This window comes from Pantoea graminicola (assembly GCF_048452665.1).
Classification (GTDB): domain Bacteria; phylum Pseudomonadota; class Gammaproteobacteria; order Enterobacterales; family Enterobacteriaceae; genus Pantoea.
The window spans coordinates 85457-107706 of sequence record NZ_JBLWSJ010000007.1; the positions used below are offsets into that span (position 1 = coordinate 85457).

The 22250-nt window shown below is 58.7% G+C and carries 15 protein-coding genes; 6 read left to right on the top strand and 9 right to left on the bottom strand.

Going from position 1 to position 22250, the window contains the following annotated elements; all coding sequences use genetic code 11:
* Positions 1 to 9: 9 nt before the first annotated feature.
* The 4 genes from carB (at position 10) to ACNY69_RS16315 (ending at position 7309) form a co-directional block, all read left to right on the top strand.
* Entirely contained in the window at positions 10 to 3237 is a 3228-nt protein-coding gene (carB, locus tag ACNY69_RS16300) for a carbamoyl-phosphate synthase large subunit (protein WP_111139373.1), read from the top strand.
* Positions 3238 to 3484: 247 nt separating this feature from the next.
* The gene (locus ACNY69_RS16305; protein ID WP_418799279.1) at positions 3485 to 4618 is read left to right on the top strand and encodes a porin; all 1134 of its coding nucleotides are present in this window, start codon (positions 3485 to 3487) and stop codon (positions 4616 to 4618) included.
* Positions 4619 to 4852: 234 nt separating this feature from the next.
* On the top strand, positions 4853 to 5335 hold the full coding sequence (gene folA / locus ACNY69_RS16310; RefSeq protein WP_111139375.1) for a type 3 dihydrofolate reductase: 483 nt from the start codon (positions 4853 to 4855) through the stop codon (positions 5333 to 5335).
* Between the two features lie 90 nt (positions 5336 to 5425).
* Positions 5426 to 7309 carry a PhoX family protein gene (locus ACNY69_RS16315; RefSeq protein WP_367396070.1) on the top strand — a complete coding sequence of 628 codons (1884 nt, stop codon included), beginning with the start codon at positions 5426 to 5428 and terminating at the stop codon, positions 7307 to 7309.
* 33 nt (positions 7310 to 7342) lie between these two features.
* On the opposite strand, the gene apaH is transcribed toward ACNY69_RS16315, so the two are convergent.
* From apaH to lptD, 6 genes are read right to left on the bottom strand one after another with little or no spacing between them, the layout of a single operon-like run.
* Positions 7343 to 8200: a bis(5'-nucleosyl)-tetraphosphatase (symmetrical) ApaH gene (gene apaH, locus ACNY69_RS16320; RefSeq protein WP_111139377.1), complete on the bottom strand. Its 858-nt coding sequence runs from the start codon at positions 8198 to 8200 to the stop codon at positions 7343 to 7345.
* A gap of 52 nt (positions 8201 to 8252) precedes the next feature.
* Positions 8253 to 8630 carry a Co2+/Mg2+ efflux protein ApaG gene (gene apaG / locus ACNY69_RS16325; protein WP_111139378.1) on the bottom strand — a complete coding sequence of 126 codons (378 nt, stop codon included), beginning with the start codon at positions 8628 to 8630 and terminating at the stop codon, positions 8253 to 8255.
* Between the two features lie 3 nt (positions 8631 to 8633).
* The gene (gene rsmA, locus ACNY69_RS16330) at positions 8634 to 9455 is read right to left on the bottom strand and encodes a 16S rRNA (adenine(1518)-N(6)/adenine(1519)-N(6))-dimethyltransferase RsmA (RefSeq protein ID WP_111139379.1); all 822 of its coding nucleotides are present in this window, start codon (positions 9453 to 9455) and stop codon (positions 8634 to 8636) included.
* Positions 9448 to 10440, bottom strand: a complete 993-nt coding sequence (gene pdxA, locus ACNY69_RS16335) for a 4-hydroxythreonine-4-phosphate dehydrogenase PdxA (RefSeq protein WP_367396072.1) — start codon at positions 10438 to 10440, stop codon at positions 9448 to 9450. Before pdxA ends, rsmA begins: the two co-directional genes overlap by 8 nt.
* Positions 10430 to 11725: a peptidylprolyl isomerase SurA gene (surA, locus tag ACNY69_RS16340; protein ID WP_111139380.1), complete on the bottom strand. Its 1296-nt coding sequence runs from the start codon at positions 11723 to 11725 to the stop codon at positions 10430 to 10432. The genes pdxA and surA overlap by 11 nt, the downstream gene beginning before the upstream one ends.
* Positions 11726 to 11779: 54 nt before the next feature.
* Positions 11780 to 14146 (bottom strand): LPS assembly protein LptD, encoded by a 2367-nt coding sequence (lptD, locus tag ACNY69_RS16345; RefSeq protein WP_111139381.1) that lies wholly within the window; start codon positions 14144 to 14146, stop codon positions 11780 to 11782.
* A 182-nt stretch (positions 14147 to 14328) separates the two neighbouring features.
* On the opposite strand from lptD, the gene djlA reads away from it, so the two are divergent.
* On the top strand, positions 14329 to 15138 hold the full coding sequence (gene djlA / locus ACNY69_RS16350; RefSeq protein WP_111139382.1) for a co-chaperone DjlA: 810 nt from the start codon (positions 14329 to 14331) through the stop codon (positions 15136 to 15138).
* Positions 15139 to 15196: 58 nt separating this feature from the next.
* Here the strand turns inward: djlA and rluA are convergent, their stop codons facing one another.
* From rluA to polB, 3 genes are all read right to left on the bottom strand, one after another.
* Positions 15197 to 15850: a bifunctional tRNA pseudouridine(32) synthase/23S rRNA pseudouridine(746) synthase RluA gene (gene rluA / locus ACNY69_RS16355; protein WP_293774744.1), complete on the bottom strand. Its 654-nt coding sequence runs from the start codon at positions 15848 to 15850 to the stop codon at positions 15197 to 15199.
* 41 nt (positions 15851 to 15891) lie between these two features.
* Positions 15892 to 18798: an RNA polymerase-associated protein RapA gene (gene rapA, locus ACNY69_RS16360; RefSeq protein WP_367396073.1), complete on the bottom strand. Its 2907-nt coding sequence runs from the start codon at positions 18796 to 18798 to the stop codon at positions 15892 to 15894.
* 153 nt (positions 18799 to 18951) lie between these two features.
* Positions 18952 to 21306: a DNA polymerase II gene (gene polB, locus ACNY69_RS16365; protein ID WP_369974400.1), complete on the bottom strand. Its 2355-nt coding sequence runs from the start codon at positions 21304 to 21306 to the stop codon at positions 18952 to 18954.
* 175 nt (positions 21307 to 21481) lie between these two features.
* Between polB and ACNY69_RS16370 the strand changes: the two genes are divergently transcribed.
* On the top strand, positions 21482 to 22246 hold the full coding sequence (locus ACNY69_RS16370; protein ID WP_111139386.1) for a DedA family protein: 765 nt from the start codon (positions 21482 to 21484) through the stop codon (positions 22244 to 22246).
* The last annotated feature ends 4 nt before the right edge of the window (positions 22247 to 22250 follow it).

Here is a 22250-nt window from a genome sequence, read left to right on the forward strand (position 1 = left end):
AGCTAATTCATGCCAAAACGTACAGACCTGAAATCCATCCTGATTCTTGGGGCCGGTCCGATTGTGATTGGACAGGCCTGCGAATTCGACTACTCCGGTGCGCAGGCGTGTAAGGCGCTGCGTGAAGAGGGTTATCGCGTTATTCTGGTTAACTCTAACCCGGCGACCATCATGACCGACCCGGAAATGGCCGATGCAACCTATATCGAGCCGATCAACTGGGAAGTGGTGCGTAAGATCATCGAAAAAGAGCGCCCGGATGCCGTTCTGCCAACCATGGGCGGCCAGACCGCGCTGAACTGTGCGCTGGAGCTGGAACGTCACGGCGTGCTGGAAGAGTTTGGCGTCACCATGATCGGTGCGACCGCTGATGCGATCGACAAAGCGGAAGATCGTCGCCGCTTCGATGTAGCGATGAAGAGCATCGGTCTGGACACTGCGCGTTCCGGTATTGCCCATACCATGGAAGAGGCGCTGGCCGTGGCCGAAGATGTGGGCTTCCCCTGCATTATCCGTCCCTCCTTTACCATGGGCGGCACCGGTGGCGGCATCGCCTATAACCGTGAAGAGTTCGAAGAGATCTGCGAACGCGGCCTCGACCTCTCCCCGACCAATGAGCTGCTGATCGATGAGTCGCTGATTGGCTGGAAAGAGTATGAGATGGAAGTGGTACGTGATAAAAACGACAACTGCATCATCGTCTGCTCCATTGAAAACTTCGACGCCATGGGGATCCACACCGGTGACTCCATCACGGTCGCGCCTGCCCAGACGCTGACTGACAAAGAGTATCAGATCATGCGTAACGCCTCGCTGGCGGTACTGCGTGAAATCGGTGTGGAAACCGGCGGTTCCAACGTTCAGTTCTCGGTAAACCCGAAAGATGGCCGTCTGATTGTCATTGAGATGAACCCGCGTGTTTCACGCTCCTCGGCGCTGGCTTCCAAGGCGACCGGCTTCCCGATTGCAAAAGTGGCCGCCAAACTGGCGGTGGGTTACACCCTTGATGAGCTGATGAATGATATCACCGGCGGATTAACCCCGGCGTCGTTCGAACCGTCCATCGACTATGTGGTCACCAAGATCCCCCGTTTCAACTTCGAAAAATTCGCTGGTGCGAACGATCGTCTGACCACCCAGATGAAGTCGGTCGGTGAAGTCATGGCGATTGGTCGTACATTCCAGGAGTCGATGCAGAAAGCGCTGCGCGGCCTGGAAGTCGGCGCGAACGGCTTCGACCCGAAAGTTCACCTCGACGATCCGGAAGCGTTAACCCGCATCCGCCGCGAGCTGAAAGATGCCGGTTCCGACCGTATCTGGTACATCGCGGATGCGTTCCGGGCGGGCATGTCAGTGGACGGCGTCTTCAACCTGACCAATATTGACCGCTGGTTCCTGGTGCAGATCGAAGAGCTGGTGCGGCTGGAAGATCAGGTCGCGCGTGAAGGCGTTAACAGCCTGGATGCGACCTTCCTGCGCGCGCTGAAACGCAAAGGCTTTGCGGATGCGCGTCTGGCCACGCTGGCCGGTGTGGCTGAAAGCGAAATACGCAAGCTGCGTCAGCAGTTTAACCTGCACCCGGTCTACAAGCGCGTGGACACCTGCGCCGCCGAGTTCGCGACAGACACGGCCTACATGTACTCCACCTATGAAGAGGAGTGCGAGGCCAATCCGAGCCAGGATCGCGAAAAGATCATGATTCTGGGCGGCGGACCGAACCGTATCGGCCAGGGTATCGAGTTTGACTACTGCTGCGTTCACGCTGCCCTGGCACTGCGTGAAGATGGCTATCAGACCATCATGGTCAACTGTAACCCGGAAACGGTCTCGACCGATTACGACACCTCCGATCGCCTCTACTTCGAGCCGGTTACGCTGGAAGATGTGCTGGAAATCGTGCGCATCGAGCAGCCAAAAGGCGTGATCGTGCAGTATGGTGGACAGACGCCGCTGAAACTGGCGCGTGCGCTGGAAGCGGCAGGCGTACCGGTTATCGGCACCAGCCCGGATTCGATTGACCGCGCGGAAGACCGTGAGCGTTTCCAGCAGGCAGTCGATCGTCTGAGCCTGAAGCAGCCGGCTAACGCCACCGTCACCACGCTGGAGCAGGCCGTTGAGAAGGCCGCTGGCCTGGGCTACCCGCTGGTGGTGCGTCCTTCTTATGTACTGGGCGGCCGTGCCATGGAGATTGTCTACGACGAGCTTGACCTTAAACGCTACTTCCAGACGGCGGTATCGGTCTCCAACGATGCGCCGGTTCTGCTGGACCGCTTCCTGGATGATGCGGTCGAAGTGGACGTGGATGCGATCTGCGACGGTGAGCGGGTGCTGATTGGCGGCATCATGGAACATATCGAGCAGGCTGGCGTGCACTCCGGTGACTCCGCCTGTTCACTGCCGGCCTACACCCTGAATCAGGAGATTCAGAACGTGATGCGTCAGCAGGTCGAGAGACTGGCGTTTGAGCTGAACGTGCGCGGCCTGATGAATGTGCAGTTCGCGGTGAAAGAGAATGAAGTCTACCTGATCGAAGTGAACCCACGCGCAGCGCGTACCGTACCGTTCGTCTCTAAAGCGACCGGCGTACCGCTGGCGAAAGTGGCGGCACGCGTGATGGCCGGTAAAACTCTGGCCGAGCAGGGCGTTACCGAAGAGGTGATCCCGCCGTACTACTCCGTCAAAGAAGTGGTGCTGCCGTTCAACAAGTTCCAGGGCGTTGACCCGATTCTTGGCCCGGAAATGCGTTCGACCGGCGAAGTTATGGGGGTGGGCCGCACGTTCGCTGAGGCGTTCTCCAAAGCGATGCTGGGTGCCCAGAGCAACATGAAGAAGTCGGGCCGTGCGCTGCTGTCGGTGCGCGAAGGCGACAAGAAACGGATTGTTGACCTGGCCGCTAAGCTGCAGAAGTTTGGTTTCGAACTGGATGCGACGCACGGCACGGCGGTGGTGCTGGGCGAAGCGGGCATCAACCCGCGCCTGGTCAACAAGGTGCATGAAGGCCGTCCGCATATCCAGGATCGCCTGAAGAACGGCGAATACAGCTACATCGTCAATACCACGGCAGGCCGCCAGGCGATTGAAGATTCGAAGCTTATCCGCCGCAGCGCGCTGCAGTACAAAGTGCATTACGACACCACGCTGAACGGCGGCTTTGCCACCGCGATGGCGCTGAATGCTGACCCGACGGAGCAGGTTATCTCCGTTCAGGAGATGCATGCGCAGATAAAGGCGATGTAATGTAAAAGCGGCTCCTGCGGGAGCCGTTTTTTTTGCCCTTTTTCTGGCGATATTCTTAAAGTCAGGTCCACGAAAAGCAAAGAGTTTGCGTTAAAGTTACTGATTTGACTTATTTTTTTAGCTATAGGTGCGGAACGCGCGGGTTCGCACAGATTTATAAAAGAAACGCTTTCTGCAGGGATTTTTCGCCAGTACTATGCCTGCCGCTCATCACCAGAGCGTATCAGGACACTAATAAAAAATGAAAATGCGTACTTTTTCTCTGAGTGCAGTGGCTGCACTGATGGCTGTTCTTCCTTTCGCCAGCCAGGCGGAAATCACCCTGCTGAAGCAGGATCCACAGGCGGGCGATCCGCTCAGCCGCCTTAACTTTACGTTTGGCGGCAGCATTCGTGCTCAGGTCAACCATCAGACCGGCGTGAATGACAAATCCTATAAGCGCGACGGTTTTGACGGCGGCACCCGTTTCCGCTTCGGCGCGGACTACTACCTGTTCGATGACGTCAGCTGGGTCAGCTACTACGAACTGGGCGTTAACGTCCCGGCCCTGTTCAGCTGGGACGGTCACTATGCCGACGGGGCGAATAACACCACCCGCCGCCAGCTTTATACCGGCCTGAAAAGCAAAACCTGGGGCCAGCTGACCTTTGGCCAGCAGAACAGCGTCTATTACGACACCGTGGGCGCCAAAACCGATATCTGGGATTACGACATGATCGGCCAGGCACCGGGCAACGGGATCAACGGCGACTACGACGGCTCTTACCGTTCACGCAAGCAGCTGAAATATAAAAACAGCTTCGGCGATGTGGATCTCTTCGCCTCTTACCTGTTTGACGACAATGAGTTCCTGCCGGGCAATGGCCTGCGTTACAAGCGTAAAGGCGGCGGCTCGCTGGGTGTGGACTACCACATCACCGACGATCTGAGCTGGGGCACCGCGTGGAACTACACCCGTGCGGCGATGCGTAACCCGAACAATGGCGACAGCAAAACCTACGACCAGAACATCTTCGGTACTGCGCTGAGCTGGACACCGGGTAACTGGACGCTCTCTGCCGGCGGTGGCTGGTATCAGAACTTCATGACCACCAGACGCAAAGATGTGCATGACTACTTTGCGGGCGATGCGTGGGGCCTGGAATATTTCGCTGGCTACAAAATTCCGGTCGCGCAGTATGGCCTGAAAGCGGTTCAGCCTTACGTGATGGGCGATCGCATCGAGTATGCGAACGGCCGTGACTACCAGCGTATCGACAACGGTCTGGGTGTGACGCTGTTCCTCGACTACGGTTTCCGTGTCGATTACGAACATGTCTTTACCTCCAGCACCGATAACCTGGGTGACATGAACCTGGTGCGTCTGCGCTACGACTTCTGATCATCCTGACGGCTCCTGCGGGAGCCGTTTTCTTTTGCGCCCCCTGTTTGTGCCAGCCTGAGGCCGCTGGCTGGCGAGCTGCAGCAAACTAACGCGATTACGCGGTGAAAAACGCTGCACAGGCCGTGAAAAACGGCGTCATAGAAAGCTTTACGCAAATAGACCGATCCCCCTATCGACGAAACTTTCACCTTTACGTATCATGGCGCCAATTTTTTTCAGTGAGTGGTTAACATGATTAGTCTTATCGCGGCATTAGCAGCAGATCGCATTATTGGAATGGAGAACGCCATGCCGTGGGACCTGCCTGCAGATCTGGCGTGGTTCAAACGTAATACGCTGAAGAAACCGGTGATTATGGGCCGACTGACCTTTGAATCGATTGGTCGTCCTCTGCCTGGTCGCCTGAATATTGTGGTCAGCAGCCAGCCCGGCAGCGCGGAAGGCGTCACCTGGGTGACATCGCTGGATGAGGCTGTTCAGGCCGCCGGTGATGCAGAAGAGATCATGGTGATTGGCGGTGGGCGCGTCTACGAACAGATGCTGGCGCGTGCCGATCGTCTCTACCTGACGCACATCGACGCAGAAGTTGAAGGGGATACCCAGTTCCCGGATTACGAGCCGGACGAGTGGCAATCCACGTTCAGCGAATTTCACGACGCTGACGAGCAGAACTCCCACAGCTACTGCTTCGAGATCCTCGACCGTCGTCGCTAATCCCGCCTCCACCCGGCTGTAACCTGGTTGTCATCATTATTCATTAGCATTGCTTCTTTTCTGGGACCGTGACAAAGGAAGCAATCACCAATGAAAATCGAATTATCCGCATTAAGCACTGACCGCCTGCCTGATCCACTGCGTCGTAAATTTCTTGCCGGTTCCGGTGCGCTCGGCCTGACCGGCTTTCTCAGCGGCGGCCTGACGCTCTCATCCGGCGCGCGGGCCGCAGAGAAACCGGCGGGCAGTGCGCTGCTGGGCTTTCAGGCGATTGCCGCCTCGACCGCCGACGAGGTGGTGGTTGCGCCCGGCTACCGCGCCGAGGTGCTGATCTCCTGGGGCGATCCGCTGGTGAACGGGGCTGCGGCGTTTGATCCGCACGGCAACAACAGCGCGGCGGATCAGGAAAAGCAGTTCGGTGACAACAATGACGGGATGAGCTTCTTTGCCATCGACGATCATCGCGGCGTAATGGCGATCAATAATGAATATGTTAACGAGCCAACGCTGTTTGCCCACGGAGGCAGCAAAGCGACCAGCCTGGAAGACGTGAAAAAGTCACAGGCGGCGCACGGTATTTCCGTGGTGGAAGTGAAACGGGGCGAGGATAACCGCTGGCAGGTGGTGCGTCCGTCTGACTACAACCGCCGCATTACCGCGAACACCCCGATGCGCTTTTCCGGCCCTGCCGCCGGTGACAACGCATTGCAGACCGCAGCCGATCCCGAAGGCATGAACGTCCTCGGCACCTTTGGTAACTGCGCCAACGGTAAAACGCCGTGGGGCACCTACCTGACCTGTGAAGAGAACTACGACACCTATTTTGGCACCCGACAGGCGGACTTCACGCCAACCCCGCAGCAGAAGCGCTATACCCTGAATGCCGCCGAGCCGGAACGGAACTGGGCCGACTTTGATCCCCGCTTTGATGTCGCGAAAAACCCCAACGAATTTAACCGCCACGGCTGGATAGTGGAAATCGATCCCTTTGACCCTCACTCCGTGCCGGTCAAACGCACCGCGCTGGGTCGCTTCAAACATGAGAATGCGGCGGTCACGGTCGCGAAAAACGGTCAGCTGGTGGTGTACATGGGGGATGATGAGCGCGGCGAGTATATCTATAAATATGTCTCCGACGATCGGGTTAACCCGGATGATGCGAAAGCGAATCATGGGCTGCTGGACAAGGGCACGCTCTATGTGGCGCAGTTCAATGGTGACGCGCAGGGCACGCCGCTTAAAGGCACCGGGCGCTGGCTGGCGCTGAAGTGGGGCGAAAATGGCCTCACCGCAGAGAAGGGCTTCAGCAGTCAGGCTGACGTCCTGATCAACGCGCGAGCGGCGGCCGATGTGGTAAACGCCACCCGTATGGATCGGCCGGAATGGATCGCCGTGAATCCGCACGATGGCCGCGCCTACTGCACGCTGACCAACAACAACAAGCGCGGCAACGAGGGGATGCCCGTCAATGCGGCCAACCCGCGGCCAAAAAATATCTACGGCCAGATTATCCGCTGGGATGAGAAGGGCGATGCCACCGCGCTGACGTTTGAGTGGGATATTTATGCGCTGTGCGGCAATCCGATCGCGCACCCTGAGGGGATCTATCGCGGCACGCCCAACATCACCGCTGAGAACACCTTCAACAGCCCGGATGGTCTGGGATTTGATGCCGCGGGGCGCTTATGGATCCTGACCGACGGCAAATACAGTAACAAAGAGGATTATCAGGGGCAGGGGAATAATCAGATGCTGGTGGGCGATCCCGACAGCGGCGAGATCCGCCGCTTTATGGTCGGCCCGAAATCGTGCGAGCTGACCGGCATTACCTTCACGCCCGATTACAGAACGCTGTTTGTCAACGTGCAGCATCCCGGCGAAGAGGGGGACTCCCATTTCCCGCACAACAGCCCGCGTCCGCGCTCATCGGTGATCATGATCACCCGCGAAGATGGTGGTGTTATCGGGGCCTGAAACCATATGCTGGCCTGACGGCCAGCCTGATCGTTACAGTGCAGGCGGCGCCAGGCTGTCGCTGGCAGCCAGCGCTTTTTCGCGGTTGGAGGGCTGCACCACATAGCGTTGCGTCTCCCAGTGCAGCAGGGTCAGCGTTCCGCCCCAGCAGCAGCCGGTATCCAGCCCGATAATCCCCGCAGGCGTGCCCTTGCCTTCCAGCGACGCCCAGTGACCAAAGATGATGGTGTAGTCGCGTGCGACCGGCCCCTCAAGGGTAAACCAGGGCTTCAGCGGTGGAAGTGCCGACTCCGGCGCATCTTTGCAGATCATATCCAGCTGACCATTCGGGAAGCAGTAACGCATCCGGGTCAGGGCGTTGGTGCTGAAGCGCAGACGGGCCAGGCCGGTCAGGTCTTCACTCCAGTTATTCGGCATGTCGCCATACATGGCATCCAGGAACAGCGGATAGCTGTCGCTGGCCAGCACCGCTTCGACCTCACGCGCGCACTTTTTCGCGGTTTCGATATCCCACTGCGGCGTGACACCGGCATGGCCCATCACCAGTTTCTTCTCTTCATCCACCTGCAGCAGGGGCTGACGACGCAGCCAGTTAATCAGCTCGTCGGCATCCTCCGCTTCCAGCAGCGGCGTCAGGCGATCTTTCGGCTTGTTGCGGCTGATCCCGGCGTAGACCGCCAGCAGATGCAGGTCGTGATTACCCAGCACCAGACGCACCGCGTCGCCCAGCGATTTTACGTAGCGCAGAACCTCCAGCGAGCCGGGGCCGCGCGCGACCAGGTCGCCGGTCAGCCACAGGGTATCCTGCTCAGGGTTGAAATCGACCTGTTGCAGCAGTGCACGTAATTCGTCGTAGCAACCATGAACGTCGCCAATCAGGTATGTGCTCATAACGTTTTATCCATCGGGAAGGTGCCCGGCTTAGCGGGCAAAAGCGTGTGAATCAGTGAATGTGGGTCTGAACGGCGAGGCGGAACACCGGGATATCGACGTGAAAGGTTTCACCCTGCTCATCGACCATCACATAGTGCCCCTGCATGGTACCCATCGGGGTTTCGATCACGGCACCGCTGGTGTACTGAAACTCATTGCCTGCGGCAATAAGCGGCTGTTCACCGACCACGCCTTCACCCTGAACTTCCGTTTCGCGGCCATTACCGTTGGTAATCAGCCAGTAGCGCCCCAGCAGTTGCACAGCGGAACGGCCCAGATTGCGTATCGTGATGGTATAGGCGAAGACGTAGCGATCCTCATCCGGCGAGGACTGGGAGGCGACGTACTGGCTCTGCACATGGACGGAGACGCGGGCCGTTTCACTCATGACTTACTCCTGCGATTTTCCCTGATGATTCGCCAGCCAGTTGGCCAGCTGACAATATTGCGCGACCGAGACATTTTCAGCGCGCAGACCGGGATCGATGGACAACTCTTCCAGCGCACCGGCCGTCACCATGTGGTTCAGGCTGTTTCGCAACGTTTTGCGACGCTGACCAAAGGCTTCGGTCGTGATGCGGCTCAGAATACGCACGTCGCTGACCGGATGAGGCGGCTCGGCAAAGGGCACCAGACGCACCACCGCAGAGTCCACTTTCGGTGGCGGTGTAAAGGCGTGCGGCGGCACTTCCAGCACCGGGATCACCTGGCAGTAATATTGCGCCATTACCGTCAGGCGCCCATAGGCTTTACTGCCCGGACCGGCAACCAGACGGTTAACCACCTCTTTCTGCAGCATGAAGTGCATATCTTTGATCGAACCAGTATAGCTGAAAAGGTGGAACATCAGCGGGGTCGAAATATTGTAGGGCAGGTTACCAAATACCCGCAGCGGCTGGCCTCGCTCCTGCGCCAGGGCGGCGAAGTCGAAGGTCATGGCATCCTGCTGGAAGATAGTCAGTTTCGGGCCAAGGAACGGATGGGTCTGCAGACGCGCGGCGAGATCGCGGTCCAGCTCGACCACCGTTAAGCTATCGAGGCGTTCGCCTACCGGCTCGGTCAGGGCACCCAGGCCAGGACCGATCTCAACCAGCGCTTCATCGCGCTGTGGATGAATAGCGGAGACAATGCTGTCGATAATGTACTGATCGTTCAGGAAGTTCTGCCCGAAACGTTTACGGGCGTAGTGCCCCTGATGGACGCGATTATTCATTACTGCTCTTGATCATAGTGATGGCGAGGTTAAGCGCCGTGATGAAGCTGCCCGGTTCCGCCTGACCCAGCCCGGCGAGTTCAAGCGCGGTGCCATGATCAACGGAGGTCCGGATAAAGGGCAGGCCCAGGGTAATATTTACCGCCCGGCCAAACCCCTGAAACTTGAGTACCGGCAGGCCCTGGTCGTGATACATCGCCAGAACCGCATCGGCATGTTGCAGATATTTAGGCTGGAACAGCGTATCGGCAGGCAGCGGGCCGGTCAGTCTGATGCCCTGCTGACGCAGTTCATCCAGTGCCGGTGTGATCGTCTCGATCTCTTCACGGCCCATGTGGCCGCCTTCACCCGCGTGGGGATTGAGACCGCAGACGTAGATGTGTGGCTCGGCGATCGCAAACTTCTGCTGCAGATCGCGATGCAGGATCGTGATTACCTCATGCAGGCAATCACGCGTGACCGCTGCGGCGACATCCTTCAGCGGCAGATGAGTCGTCGCCAGCGCGACACGCAGCGCTTCGGTCGCCAGCATCATCACCACGCGATGTCCGCCTGCGCGATCGGCGAAAAACTCGGTATGGCCGGTGAAGGCGATACCGGCATCGTTGATCACGCCTTTGTGGACCGGGCCGGTGATCAGCGCCGCAAATTCCCCGGACAGGCAGCCGTCACAGGCGCGCGCCAGCGTGGTCAGCACATAGTCGCTGTTGGCGACGCAGAGCGTGCCCGGCGTCACCGGTTCGGCGGTTTCGACGGGCAGGATAGTCAGCGACCCCGCCTGCTGTGGCGCGGCGGCCACGCCAGGCTGGTAAGGGCGCAGGGTCAGTGGCAGACCGAGCTGCGCCGCACGCTGCTGTAGCAGGGCAGGTGAGGCGCACACCACCAGCTCAACCGGCCACGCCTGCTGGGCCAGCTGAACGGTGAGATCGGGACCAATCCCGGCGGGTTCGCCGGGCGTGATCACCACACGGGCATTACTGCGCATTGCCATCCAGAATCTTCACGTAGGCGCTGGCGCGCTGTTCCTGCATCCAGGTCTGTGCTTCTTCCGCAAACTTACGGTTGAACAGCATGCGGTATGCGCGCTCTTTCTGGGCCGCATCGGTCTTATCGACCTGACGGGTATCCAGCAGCTGAATCAGATGCCAGCCGAAAGAGGAGTGAACAGGCTGACTGACCTGGCCTTTCTGCAGACGCAGCAGCGCGTCGCGGAACGCCGGATCGAAGACTTCCGGTGAGGTCCAGCCGAGATCGCCGCCCTGGTTAGCCGAGCCGGGATCGTCAGAGTACTGCTTGGCCGCGGCGGCAAAGGTGGTTTTCCCGCTGCGGATGTCGGCCGCGATCTGCTCCAGCTGCGCGCGCGCCTGGCTGTCAGTGAGGATCGGTGAGGGCTTCAGCAGGATGTGGCGTGAATGCACTTCGGTGACGGAGACATTTTTGCTCTCGCCGCGCAGGTCGTTCACCTTCAGGATGTGGAAGCCCACACCGGAACGGATCGGCCCGACGATATCGCCTTTTTTAGCCGTTGCCAGTGCCTGCGCAAACAGGGTCGGTAATTCTTCGATTTTGCCCCAGCCCATGTTGCCGCCTTTCAGCGCCTGGGAGTCGGCGGAATAGGTCACGGCCATCTTGCCGAAGTCAGCGCCATTTTTCAGTTCGCCCACCAGCTGTTTTGCCAGCGTCTCCTGCTCGTCAACCTGCTGCTGCGTCGGGTTTTCCGGCAGCGGCAGCAGAATGTGGCTGACGTTCAGCTCGGTGCCCTGGCTGTTCTGAGAGCCGATCTGGGCAGCCAGCGTATCCACTTCCTGCGGCAGAATAGTCACGCGACGACGCACTTCGTTGTTGCGGACTTCGGCAATCGTCATCTCTTTACGGATCTGCGCACGATAGACGCTGTAGTTCATGCCGTCATAGGCCAGACGGCTGCGCAGCTGATCGAGGCTCATGCGGTTCTGTGCTGCGATGTTCTGAATAGCCTGGTCCAGCTGCTCGTCGCTGATCTGAACGCCCGCTTTCTCGCCCATCTGCAGGATGATGTTGTCCATGATCTGACGTTCCAGAATCTGATGGCGCAACGTTTTATCATCTGGCAGCTGCTGATTGGCCTGCCGGGCCTGAGATTTGACCGTGCTCATCATGCCGTCCACGTCACTCTCAAGAACCACGCCGTTATTGACTACGGCAGCAACTTTATCAACGACTTGTGGTGCTGCGAACGCGGTGTTGGCACTGATTGCCACACCAAGAATCAGCATTCTCCAGTTCTTCATACTTTATCCATTGTTGGTTCCGCACTGCGGGATTGCCTGTCAAACATCACAACATCAGAAAGCGGGCTGGTAAGGAATAATGCCCTGACGCAGCATATCGTTGGTGCCTAAGCCGTAGTTAGGACTCAGACCACGCAGCTCAATGTTGAATGAGATTTGGTTGTCATATTTACTGTCATTGTTTTCCCAACCGTTAATTTTGCGCTCGTAACCGACCCGGATCGCGTAACAGCATGAGCTGTACTGCAGGCCCACCAGCTGCGATGCCGGACGCGTGTTGCGGGTATCGTAGTAGTAAGCGCCTACCACAGACCATGCATCCGCAATCGGCCAGCTGGCCGTGGTGCCGACCTGTGAAATCCCATTTTTAAAGATAGGATTGGTCACCAGCGCACTGTTGTTCAGCGCACTGGCCACATATTCCGGGCTGCTGTAACGATAGCTCAGCTGCACCATGCGGTCGGCATCGCGACGGTATTCCAGGACGGTATTGCCCTGAGAGACGTTGTCGAGTTTGGTGTCATACTGCAGACCACCCCGGACGCCCCAGCGATCGCTGATTTTCCAGTATGTATCGCCAGCCCAGATCAGGCTGCCGGTATCATCTTCTTTACTGGTTTGATTCACACCAGTACGAGAAGGGGTAAACGAGTAGATTTGACCCACAGAAACGTTAAAACGTTCAACCAGATCGGTATCATAAATACGGGAGGTGACACCGGTCGCCACTTCATTCGCAGACGCGATGCGATCCAGGCCGCTGTAAGTACGATCGCGGAACAGGCCGGTGTAGTCGGTCTGCAGCAGCGTTGAGTCGTACGGATAGATGTTGCTCTGATTGCGGTACGGGATATAGAGGTACTGTACCCGCGGCTCCAGCGTCTGGGTGTAACCCACCGCCGAGTTCATGTCGCGGTCAAAGACCATCCGGCCATCAACCTTAAACTGCGGCAGCGTACGGTTAACGGACTCTTTAAGCTGGTTGTTGCGATCGGTATCGATGTTGGTGTTGTAGTACTCAACATCATTCTGCTGATAGTGCGTCGCCAGTAATTTCGCTTCGGTATCCAGGCTGGCCCAGCCGTTTGACAGCGGCAGGTTCAGGGTTGGCTCAATATGTAAGCGGGTCGCTTCAGGATAACGGTCGCTGACGTTGGTGAATTTCACCGCCTGCGCATAGATCCGGCCATCGAACGGACCGATGTCGTTCTGATAGAGGTTGACGTCCAGCTGCGGCATGGCGCGATAGACGTTGTTGCTGCTGTTATCGCCGAACACCTGGAAATCTTTGGTGGAAAGCGTGGCGTCCCAGTTGGTGTCCGCATAACCAATGCTGAATTTTTGCGTAGCGTAGTTATCGGTTGAGCTGTAGTACTTCGAGTCGAGATCGTTGAAGTAGTACTTATCGCTGACCTTGGTGTAGTCCGCATTGAAACGCCAGTTCTTGTCATAGACACCGGCATGACGCCAGTAGAAGAGCCAGCGGTTTGAGCTGTCATCTTCGGCGATACCGCGCATCGCTTTGTCGTTATCGTACTGTTTGTCTGAGCCGAGGTAGTCAAATTCCACCAGGCCCGCGCCCAGCGTCGTCAGATAACGGAATTCGTTCTCAAACTGCATGCCGCGCTTACTCATGTAGTGCGGCGTAATGGTGGCATCGGCCTGCGGCGCGATGTTCCAGTAATAGGGCAGCATGAACTCAAAGCCGTTGTTGCTGCCATATTTTGCATTCGGGATCAGGAAACCGGAGCGGCGGCGATCGCCAATCGGTAACTGCAGATAGGGGCTGTAGAACACCGGCACGGAGCCGATCTTAAAGCGGGCGTTCCAGATCTCGGCCACTTCCTCTTCACGATCCTGGATCACTTCGGACCCCACCACGCTCCAGCTGTTTGAGCCAGGCAGACAGGAGGTAAAGGTGCCGTTTTCCAGAATGGTATAGCGGTTGTCCCCGCGCAGCTTCATCTGATCGGCGGTGCCGCGTCCCTGACGATCCACCATCTGATACTGACCGTTCCAGACGTTGGTATCTTTGGTGTTGAGGTTTGACCAGGCTTTCGGACCTTTCAGGATGACCTGATTGTCATCGTAGTGCACATTACCCAGCGCATCGACGGTGCGGACCGGAGCGGTCTGGTCGTTCGGCTGACGCTGATGAAGCTGCACTTCATCGGCCTGCATGCGGCTGTTGCCCTGCTCAATATTCACGTTGCCGGTAAACACCGCATCGTCGGGATAGTTCCCTTTAGCGGCGTCGGAATTGATGGTAACAGGCAGCTGATTCGCATCGCCATTGACCAGCGGGCGGTTGTAACTCGGCACGCCTAACATACACTGCGACATCAAATCGTCGGCAAAGGCTTGCTGGCTAATGGCTGCGCCGATCAGTGTGGCCAGCAGGGTAGGTATATGTTTTTTCATACGCGGTATCGAGAATTCCATGAAAACTGGCATCATGCCGACAATCGGGTCAGAGACTAACTTACTGCCCGGCGTTGCGCCAGTGTTAATCCTGGTCTGTCAGCGTTGCTGTTAGGCGCTGAGGTAAATGACAGGTATGATAATGCAATTTTCAGCCGCAAGCATGGCGAATTGAGGAGTTTATGCGCTACTGGGGAAAAGTTGTGGGTCTGGCGGTGGGATTACTTTCCGGTGCCGGCTTTTGGGGTATTGTGATCGGTTTGATCATTGGCCATATGATTGACAAAGTACGCGGTGCGCAGGGCAAGGCTTACTTCTCAAACAATCAGACCCGACAGACGCTGTTTTTCAGCACCACCTTTCAGGTGATGGGCCATCTGACCAAGTCAAAAGGGCGCGTCACTGAAGCCGATATTCAGATTGCGTCACTGTTAATGGAGCGGATGCAGTTGCATGGTGAGTCGCGCACGGCTGCCCAGCGCGCCTTCCGCGAAGGCAAACAGGCAGATTACCCGTTACGCAGCAAACTGCGTGAACTGCGCAGCGCCTGCTTTGGCCGCTTCGACCTGATTCGGATGTTTCTGGAGATCCAGATCCAGGCCGCCTTTGCCGACGGTTCACTGCATCCCAACGAGCGCCAGGTGCTCTATGTGATCGCCGAGGAGCTGGGGATTTCACGCACGCAGTTCGATCAGTTCCTGCGCATGATGGAAGGCGGCCAGCAGTTTGGCGGCGGCCAGCGCAGCGCCGGCGGTTTCCAGCAGGCGCAACGCGGACCGACGCTGGATGACGCCTGCAGCGTGCTGGGCGTAAAGCGCAGTGACGACGCCACCACCATTAAGCGCGCCTACCGCAAGCTGATGAGTGAGCATCATCCCGATAAGCTGGTGGCGAAAGGCCTACCGCCCGAGATGATGGAGATGGCGAAGCAGAAAGCGCAGGAGATTCAGGCGGCGTACGACCTGATTCGCAAAGAGAAAGGCTTCAAGTAATCCCCGGCTGCCGCGCCTCTTCTGTCACAGAGGAGGCCCGCAGTCGCTGGCGTGACTCTCAGAAGTCAGCAGGCTGACGAAACGTCATCGCATTGCCAAACGCCGGATGGGTGATAGTCAGCGACTCCGCATGCAGCAGCAGGCGGGACGCCATCGCCCTGGCGTCCGGGTGGGCATAGAAGTTGTCCCCCAGAATCGGATGGCCCAGCGCCAGCATATGCACCCGCAGCTGGTGTGAGCGACCGGTAATCGGCTTCAGCGAGACGCGCGCGCTGTTATCATCGCGATATTCCAGCACCTGATACGCCGTCTGCGCGGCTTTCCCGTTCTCGAAACAGACCATCTGCTTCGGACGATTCGGCCAGTCGCAGATCAGCGGCAGATCAACCAGCCCCGCCTCCTTTTCCGGATGTCCCCAGATGCAGGCCACATAGGTTTTGGCTGGCTCGCGCTCGCGGAACTGGCGTTTCAGTTCACGCTCGGCGTCCTTGGTCAGGGCGACAACCAGCACGCCGCTGGTCGCCATATCCAGCCGATGGACCGATTCAGCCTGCGGGAAGTCCCGCTGGATCCGCGTCATCACGCTATCTTTATTCTCGGGTAACCGGCCGGGAACGGAGAGCAGACCGCTGGGTTTATTGACCACCATAATATGCGCATCCTGATAAAGGATGTGCAGCCAGGGTTCGTGCGGCGGATTGTAAGGTTCCATGAGGCTTTCCAAAAAAAAGAGGGGCCCTGCGGCCCCTGAGCTTACTGGTGGGTCACGACAATCAGGCGCAGCGCGTCGAGACGCCAGTTAGCCTGATCGAGACTTTCCAGCACCTGTTCGCGATTGCTTTCCAGCGCCTCGATTTCATCCTCGCGAATGTTCGGGTTCACCGCTTTCAGGGCGTTGAGACGCGAGAGCTCAGCGCCCAGCTTCTCGTTCGCCTCGGCGCGCGCAGCGTCAATCAACGCACGCGCTTCGCTGACGACGCTCTCTTCACCCTGCAGCAGAATCGCATGCACATCCTGCTGGACCGCATTCACCAGTTTGCTGGCGGTATGACGGTTCACCGCGTTGAGCTGACGGTTAAAGCTCTCGAACTCCACTTTATCCGCCAGATTGGTGCCTTTGGTATCCATCAGCAGACGGATCGGCGTTGGCGGCAGGAAGCGCGTCAGTTGCAGATGCTTCGGCGCCTGCGCTTCTACCACATAGATCAGCTCGACCAGCAGCGTGCCGACCGGCAGCGCCTTGTTCTTCAGCAGCGACAGCGCGCTGCTGCCCGTATCGCCCGAGAGAATCAGGTCCAGACCGTTGCGGATCAGCGGGTGCTCCCAGGTAATGAACTGGGTATCCTCGCGTGACAGCGCCTGGTCGCGGTTAAAGGTGATGGTGCAGCCATCTTCCGGCAGACCAGGGAAATCGGGCACCAGCATGTGGTCGGACGGCGTCAGGACGATCAGGTTATCGCTGCGATCTTCCTGATTGATACCGACGATATCAAACAGGTTGAGTGCGAAGTTAACCAGACCGGTGTCGTTATCCTGCTCGCTGATGGCATTTGCCAGCAGCTGCGCCGATTCGCCGCCGTTGGAGTTCAGCTCCAGCAGACGGTCACGACCCTGTTCCAGCTGCGCTTTCAGCGCATCATGCTGTTTACGGCACTCGCTGATAAACGTATCGAAACCTTCGCTGTTTTCCGGTGCGGCCAGATAGCCAATCAGCTCTGAATGCACGCTGTCATAAATGGTGCGGCCGGTCGGGCAGGTGTGTTCAAACGCATCCAGCCCCTCGTGATACCAGCGCAGCAGCACCGCCTGGGCGGTCTGCTCCAGCCACGGCACCAGAATCTGGATGTCGTGCGCCTGGCCGATACGATCCAGACGACCGATACGCTGCTCCAGCAGATCCGGGTTAAACGGCAGGTCAAACATCACCAGACGGCTGGCGAACTGGAAGTTACGGCCTTCGGAGCCGATCTCGGAGCAGAGCAGCACCTGCGCGCCATTCTCTTCGGAGGCGAACCAGGCGGCGGCACGGTCACGTTCGATGATCGACAGACCTTCGTGGAATACGGCGGCCCGGATGCCTTCACGCTCGCGCAGTACCTGCTCCAGCTGCAGCGCCGTGGCCGCTTTGGCACAGATCACCAGCACTTTCTCTTTGCGGTTGCTGGTGAGATAGCCCATCAGCCACTCCACGCGCGGATCGAAGTTCCACCAGGTGCCGCTGTCGCCTTCAAACTCCTGATAAATCTGTTCCGGGTAGAGCAGGTCACGCGCCCGCTCTTCGGCGCTCTTGCGCGCACCCATAATGCCGGAAACTTTGATCGCGGTCTGATACTGCGCGGGCAGGGGCAGACGGATCTGGTGCAGTTCGCGTTTCGGGAAGCCTTTAACGCCGTTACGGGTGTTGCGGAACAGGACGCGGCTGGTGCCGTGGCGGTCCATCAGCATTGAGATCAGCTCCTGACGCGCCTCCTGCTTGCCGTCGCGATCGCTGTTGGCCACCTGCAGCAGCGGCTCGATATCCTGTTCGCCGACCAGATCGTTGATCCGGTTCATCTCCTCCTGAGAGATCGCCTTGTCCGCCAGCAGCGCCGTCACGGCGTCAGCAATCGGGCGGAAATGCTGCTGCTCTTCTACAAAGGCAGCAAAGTCGTGGAAGCGATCCGGATCGAGCAGGCGCAGACGGGCGAAGTGACTCTCCATTCCCAGCTGCTCCGGCGTCGCGGTCAGCAGCAGCACCCCGGCGGTTTTCTCTGCCAGCTGTTCGATCACCTGATATTCACGGCTCGGTTCGCCTTCTGACCAGGCCAGGTGGTGCGCTTCGTCGACCACCAGCAGGTCCCACTCGGCATCAGCCAGCTTCTCAAGGCGCTGACGGTTACGGCGCACAAAGTCGAGCGAGCAGATAATCAGCTGCTCGGTTTCAAACGGGTTGTCGCTGTCGTGCTGCGCTTCGGTGTAGCGATCGTCATCAAACAGCGCAAAGCGCAGGTTGAAGCGACGCAGCATCTCGACCAGCCACTGATGCTGTAAGGTTTCCGGCACTACGATCAGGACGCGTTCGGCACGGCCCGCCAGCAGCTGCTGCTGGATGATCATCCCGGCTTCAATGGTTTTTCCCAGACCCACTTCATCGGCCAGCAGCACGCGCGGCGCATGGCGGCGGCCCACATCATGGGCAATGTGCAGTTGGTGAGGGATCAGGTTGGTGCGCATACCGCGCAAGCCGCTGATCGGCAGGCGGTACTGCTCACTCTGATATTTACGGGCGCGGAAGCGCAGGGCAAAGCGGTCCATCCGGTCGAGCTGGCCGGCAAACAGGCGATCCTGGGGTTTGCTGAACACCAGCTTGCTGTCGAGCATCACCTCGCGCAGCATTACGTTGCTCTCTTCGGTATCCAGACGGGTACCGATGTAGGTCATCAGGTCATTTTCGTTGCGGACGTCATCGACGCGCATCTGCCAGCCTTCGTGGCTGGTGATGGTATCACCCGGATTAAAGATGACGCGGGTAACCGGCGAATCGTTGCGGGCGTAGAGGCGGTTTTCCCCCGTGGCCGGGAACAGCAGGGTGATCATGCGGGTATCGATCGCCACCACGGTGCCCAGTCCCAGTTCACTTTCCGTATCACTAATCCAGCGCTGACCTAATGTAAAAACCATATATTTTTTGCTCGAATTTTAACGTTTTTAGAGGTGTTTCCCCAAACTCAGGCAATAGCGTTACCGCCAGACAGCAGGGTCTGGAGCGTACTTAAGAGCGGTGAGTTTCAGGAAGGGCGCTATGGTACTGGATGGCAGGGCGTTCGTCACCTGTCAAAAAAGACCCAGCTGCCCGGTAATCAGTGTAGCAAAGTCCCCCTCCACAAAGGGCAGGATCCCCTCGGCAACGGGCTGAAGTTGTCGGGTCACGTAGTGATCATAGTCCAGCGGAGTGCTGCGCGCCTCCAGCGGCTCGGGACCCGCCGTCGCCATGACGTAACGGATCCGGCCGCCGTTCTGATACTGCAGCGGACGGTTTAATTTGCGGTTCTGCTCGTCGGCCAGCCGGGCTGCGCGGACGTGCGGCGGCACGTTTCGTTCATATTCCTTTAACGGACGCCGCAGACGCTTTTTATAGATCAGCTGATCGTCGAGTTCCCCCGCCAGCAGCTGCGCCACCGTCTCCCGGATGTAATCCTGCCAGGGTTCCCGGTGGAAGATGCGGTGATAGAGCTGCTGCTGAAAGGTTTTTGCCAGCGGCGTCCAGTCGGTCCGTACCGATTCCAGTCCCTTGAAGACCATGCGCTCACCGCCTGCATCGCGGATCAGGCCCGCGTAGCGTTTTTTACTGCCCTGTTCGGCGCCCCGAATCGTCGGCATCAGAAAGCGGCAGAAGTGGCTTTCATACTCCAGCTCCAGCGCGCTGGTCAGCCCCTGGGTCTGTTGCAGATGGTCGCGCCACCAGGCATTCACTTTCTGCACCAGCTGCTGACCAATCGCGGCCGCCGCCTCCTCGCTATGTGCTGATTTCAGCCAGACAAAGGTAGAGTCGGTGTCGCCGTAGATGACATCGTAGCCTTCCGCCTCAATCAGCGCGCGGGTCTGCTGCATAATGGCGTGACCGCGCAGCGTAATCGAGGAGGCAAGGCGCGGATCGAAGAAGCGACAGGCGCTGGTGCCCAGCACGCCATAAAAGGCGTTCATGATGATCTTCAGCGCCTGCGACAGCGGCTGGTTGTTCTGTTTTTTCGCCGCTTCGCGGCCCAGCCAGATCTGCTCAACAATCGCCGGCAGGCAGTGGGTCTGTCGCGAGAAGCGCGCTTCCCGGAACCCCGCCACCGAATCGGCATCATCGGGATGAGCCAGGCCCTCCACCAGCCCGACCGGATCGATCAGGAAGGTACGGATAATAGAGGGGTAGAGGCTCTTATAGTCCAGCACCAGCACCGAGTCATAGAGGCCGGGGCGCGAATCCATCACATAGCCGCCCGGGCTCGCTTCCGGCGCGATATCTCCCCGGTTCGGCGCGACAAACCCCGCGCGGTGCATCCGGGGAATATAGAGATGACTGAAGGCCGCCACCGAGCCGCCGTGGCGATCCACCGCCAGGCCGTTGACCGCCGCGCGTTCCAGCAGGAACGGCATAATCGCCGTCTTGTGGAAAATGCGCGTGACCAGCTCGCAATCTTTCAGGTTATAGCGCGCCAGCGCCGGTTTATCGTTGGCGAAGCGCCAGTTGATCTCCTCCATGCGCTGCCAGGGGTTATCGATCGCTTTCCCTTCGCCCAGCAGCTGCCGGGAGACCGACTCCAGGCTGAAGGAGGGAAAATCCCAGAACGCCGATTTAAGGGCTTCAATGCCATCGATAATCAGGCGGCCGCTGGCCTGGGCGAAGAAAACGCCAGGCTTAAAGCCATGTTCGCGCCACTCCAGCGCGGCCTGCTGGCGCCCCAGGCGCAGCGGGATGCCGTAACGATCGGCATGTTTCTGCAGCACGCGCAGGTCAAACTGCACCACGTTCCAGCCAATCAGGACATCCGGATCGTGCCCGGCAAACCACTGGTTCAGCGCCTCGATCAGCTGCGGACGGCTGTCGAGATAGATCAGGTCGAAATCGAGGCTGCTGGCGTCGCCGTTGGCCGGGCCGAGCATATAAACCTGACGCTGACCGCAGCCCTCCAGCCCGATGCAGTAGAGCTCGCCATGCTGGGTGGTTTCGATATCCAGCGACACCCACTTCAGCGGCGGGCGATAGTCGGGATGCGGCTTAAGCCGCGCATTGACCACGCTGTCGCCCTGCTGCTCGCCATCAAACCAGACGGGCGCGGTGATAAACCGCTCCATCAGATAGCGTTCCGGCGGGCGGATATCGGCCTCATAGACCGGAATACCCTGTTCGCGCAGCCGTTTTTCAATGCGCTGAAGCTGCCGGTTCTGCGGACAGTAGAGGCCGAAAACCGGGCGACGGCGGAAATCTTTCAGCGCCAGCGACTGAATCCGAAACTGCCGCTCATCCTGGAGCAGCGCGCTGACCTGCGCCTGAAACGCCTCAGGGATAAAGGCCACGGACTCCTGCACCGGCAGCACCACGCGCTGCGGGCCCGCATCGGTGGCGAGCCAGAGGATAATTTCCGTGCCATGCGGGCTATCGCGCCAGTGGCGGGTGAGCACAAAACCTGCGCGGGGCATCATCAGCGGTTCTCCGGACTCAGCATTTCAGGGATGAGAAAACCCGTTAAGTATACCATGGATATTTATACAGTTCCCGCGGCTGGCTTTTGTCAACATTGCCCTACAATTCTTGCCTTGACGCTGTGTGGCTGGCTCAGGACAATCCAGCCTTCTGCTTTTAATAAGGATGAATATGGAAGCCTGGATTCAACAACTGATTACGCAGTCCCTGGAGTGGGCGCTGTTTGCCGTTGCGCTGGTGACGTTTCTGGAGTCACTGGCGCTGGTCGGGCTGTTGCTGCCAGGTACGGTGATGATGGCCAGCCTGGGCGCGCTGGTCGGCAGCGGTGAGCTGGGCCTCTATCCGGCCTGGGCCGCGGGTTTTGCGGGCTGCCTGATTGGTGACTGGGTCTCCTACGGCATCGGCTGGAAATTCCAGGGGCCGCTGCATCGCTGGAAATATCTGCAAAAGTACAAGGGCCTGCTGGATAAAACGGAACACGCCCTGCATCAGCACAGCATGTTTACCATTCTGGTCGGGCGCTTTGTGGGACCGACACGGCCGCTGATCCCGCTGGCGGCCGGGATGCTGGAGCTGCCAGTTCGGAAGTTCCTGCCACCGAACATCATCGGCTGCATCCTCTGGCCGCCGCTCTATCTGCTGCCCGGTATTCTGGCGGGCGTGGCGATCGATGTGCCAAAGGCCGCGCAGGGCGGCAGCTTCAAGTGGCTGTTGCTGGGGGCTGCGCTGCTGATCTGGCTGGGCGGCTGGTTATGCTGGCGCTGGTGGCGCAGCGGCAAAAGCCGTGACTGGGCTACCGCCTGGCTGCCGCCGGAACGCCTGCGCTGGGCAGGCCCGCTGGGGCTGATCGTCGCCGTGGCGGCGTTCGTCGGCATTCAGTTCCATCCGATGATGCCGGTTTTCCGTCACCTGCTGTGGCAGGTCTTTATCGCCTGATCCG

Coding starts and splice junctions, on each gene's coding strand:
- carB (WP_111139373.1), top strand. CDS start 10: ATGCCAAAACGTACAGACCTGAAATCCATCCTGATTCTTGGGGCCGGT.
- ACNY69_RS16305 (WP_418799279.1), top strand. CDS start 3,485: ATGCGTACTTTTTCTCTGAGTGCAGTGGCTGCACTGATGGCTGTTCTT.
- folA (WP_111139375.1), top strand. CDS start 4,853: ATGATTAGTCTTATCGCGGCATTAGCAGCAGATCGCATTATTGGAATG.
- ACNY69_RS16315 (WP_367396070.1), top strand. CDS start 5,426: ATGAAAATCGAATTATCCGCATTAAGCACTGACCGCCTGCCTGATCCA.
- apaH (WP_111139377.1), bottom strand. CDS start 8,200: ATGAGCACATACCTGATTGGCGACGTTCATGGTTGCTACGACGAATTA.
- apaG (WP_111139378.1), bottom strand. CDS start 8,630: ATGAGTGAAACGGCCCGCGTCTCCGTCCATGTGCAGAGCCAGTACGTC.
- rsmA (WP_111139379.1), bottom strand. CDS start 9,455: ATGAATAATCGCGTCCATCAGGGGCACTACGCCCGTAAACGTTTCGGG.
- pdxA (WP_367396072.1), bottom strand. CDS start 10,440: ATGCGCAGTAATGCCCGTGTGGTGATCACGCCCGGCGAACCCGCCGGG.
- surA (WP_111139380.1), bottom strand. CDS start 11,725: ATGAAGAACTGGAGAATGCTGATTCTTGGTGTGGCAATCAGTGCCAAC.
- lptD (WP_111139381.1), bottom strand. CDS start 14,146: ATGAAAAAACATATACCTACCCTGCTGGCCACACTGATCGGCGCAGCC.
- djlA (WP_111139382.1), top strand. CDS start 14,329: ATGCGCTACTGGGGAAAAGTTGTGGGTCTGGCGGTGGGATTACTTTCC.
- rluA (WP_293774744.1), bottom strand. CDS start 15,850: ATGGAACCTTACAATCCGCCGCACGAACCCTGGCTGCACATCCTTTAT.
- rapA (WP_367396073.1), bottom strand. CDS start 18,798: ATGGTTTTTACATTAGGTCAGCGCTGGATTAGTGATACGGAAAGTGAA.
- polB (WP_369974400.1), bottom strand. CDS start 21,306: ATGCCCCGCGCAGGTTTTGTGCTCACCCGCCACTGGCGCGATAGCCCG.
- ACNY69_RS16370 (WP_111139386.1), top strand. CDS start 21,482: ATGGAAGCCTGGATTCAACAACTGATTACGCAGTCCCTGGAGTGGGCG.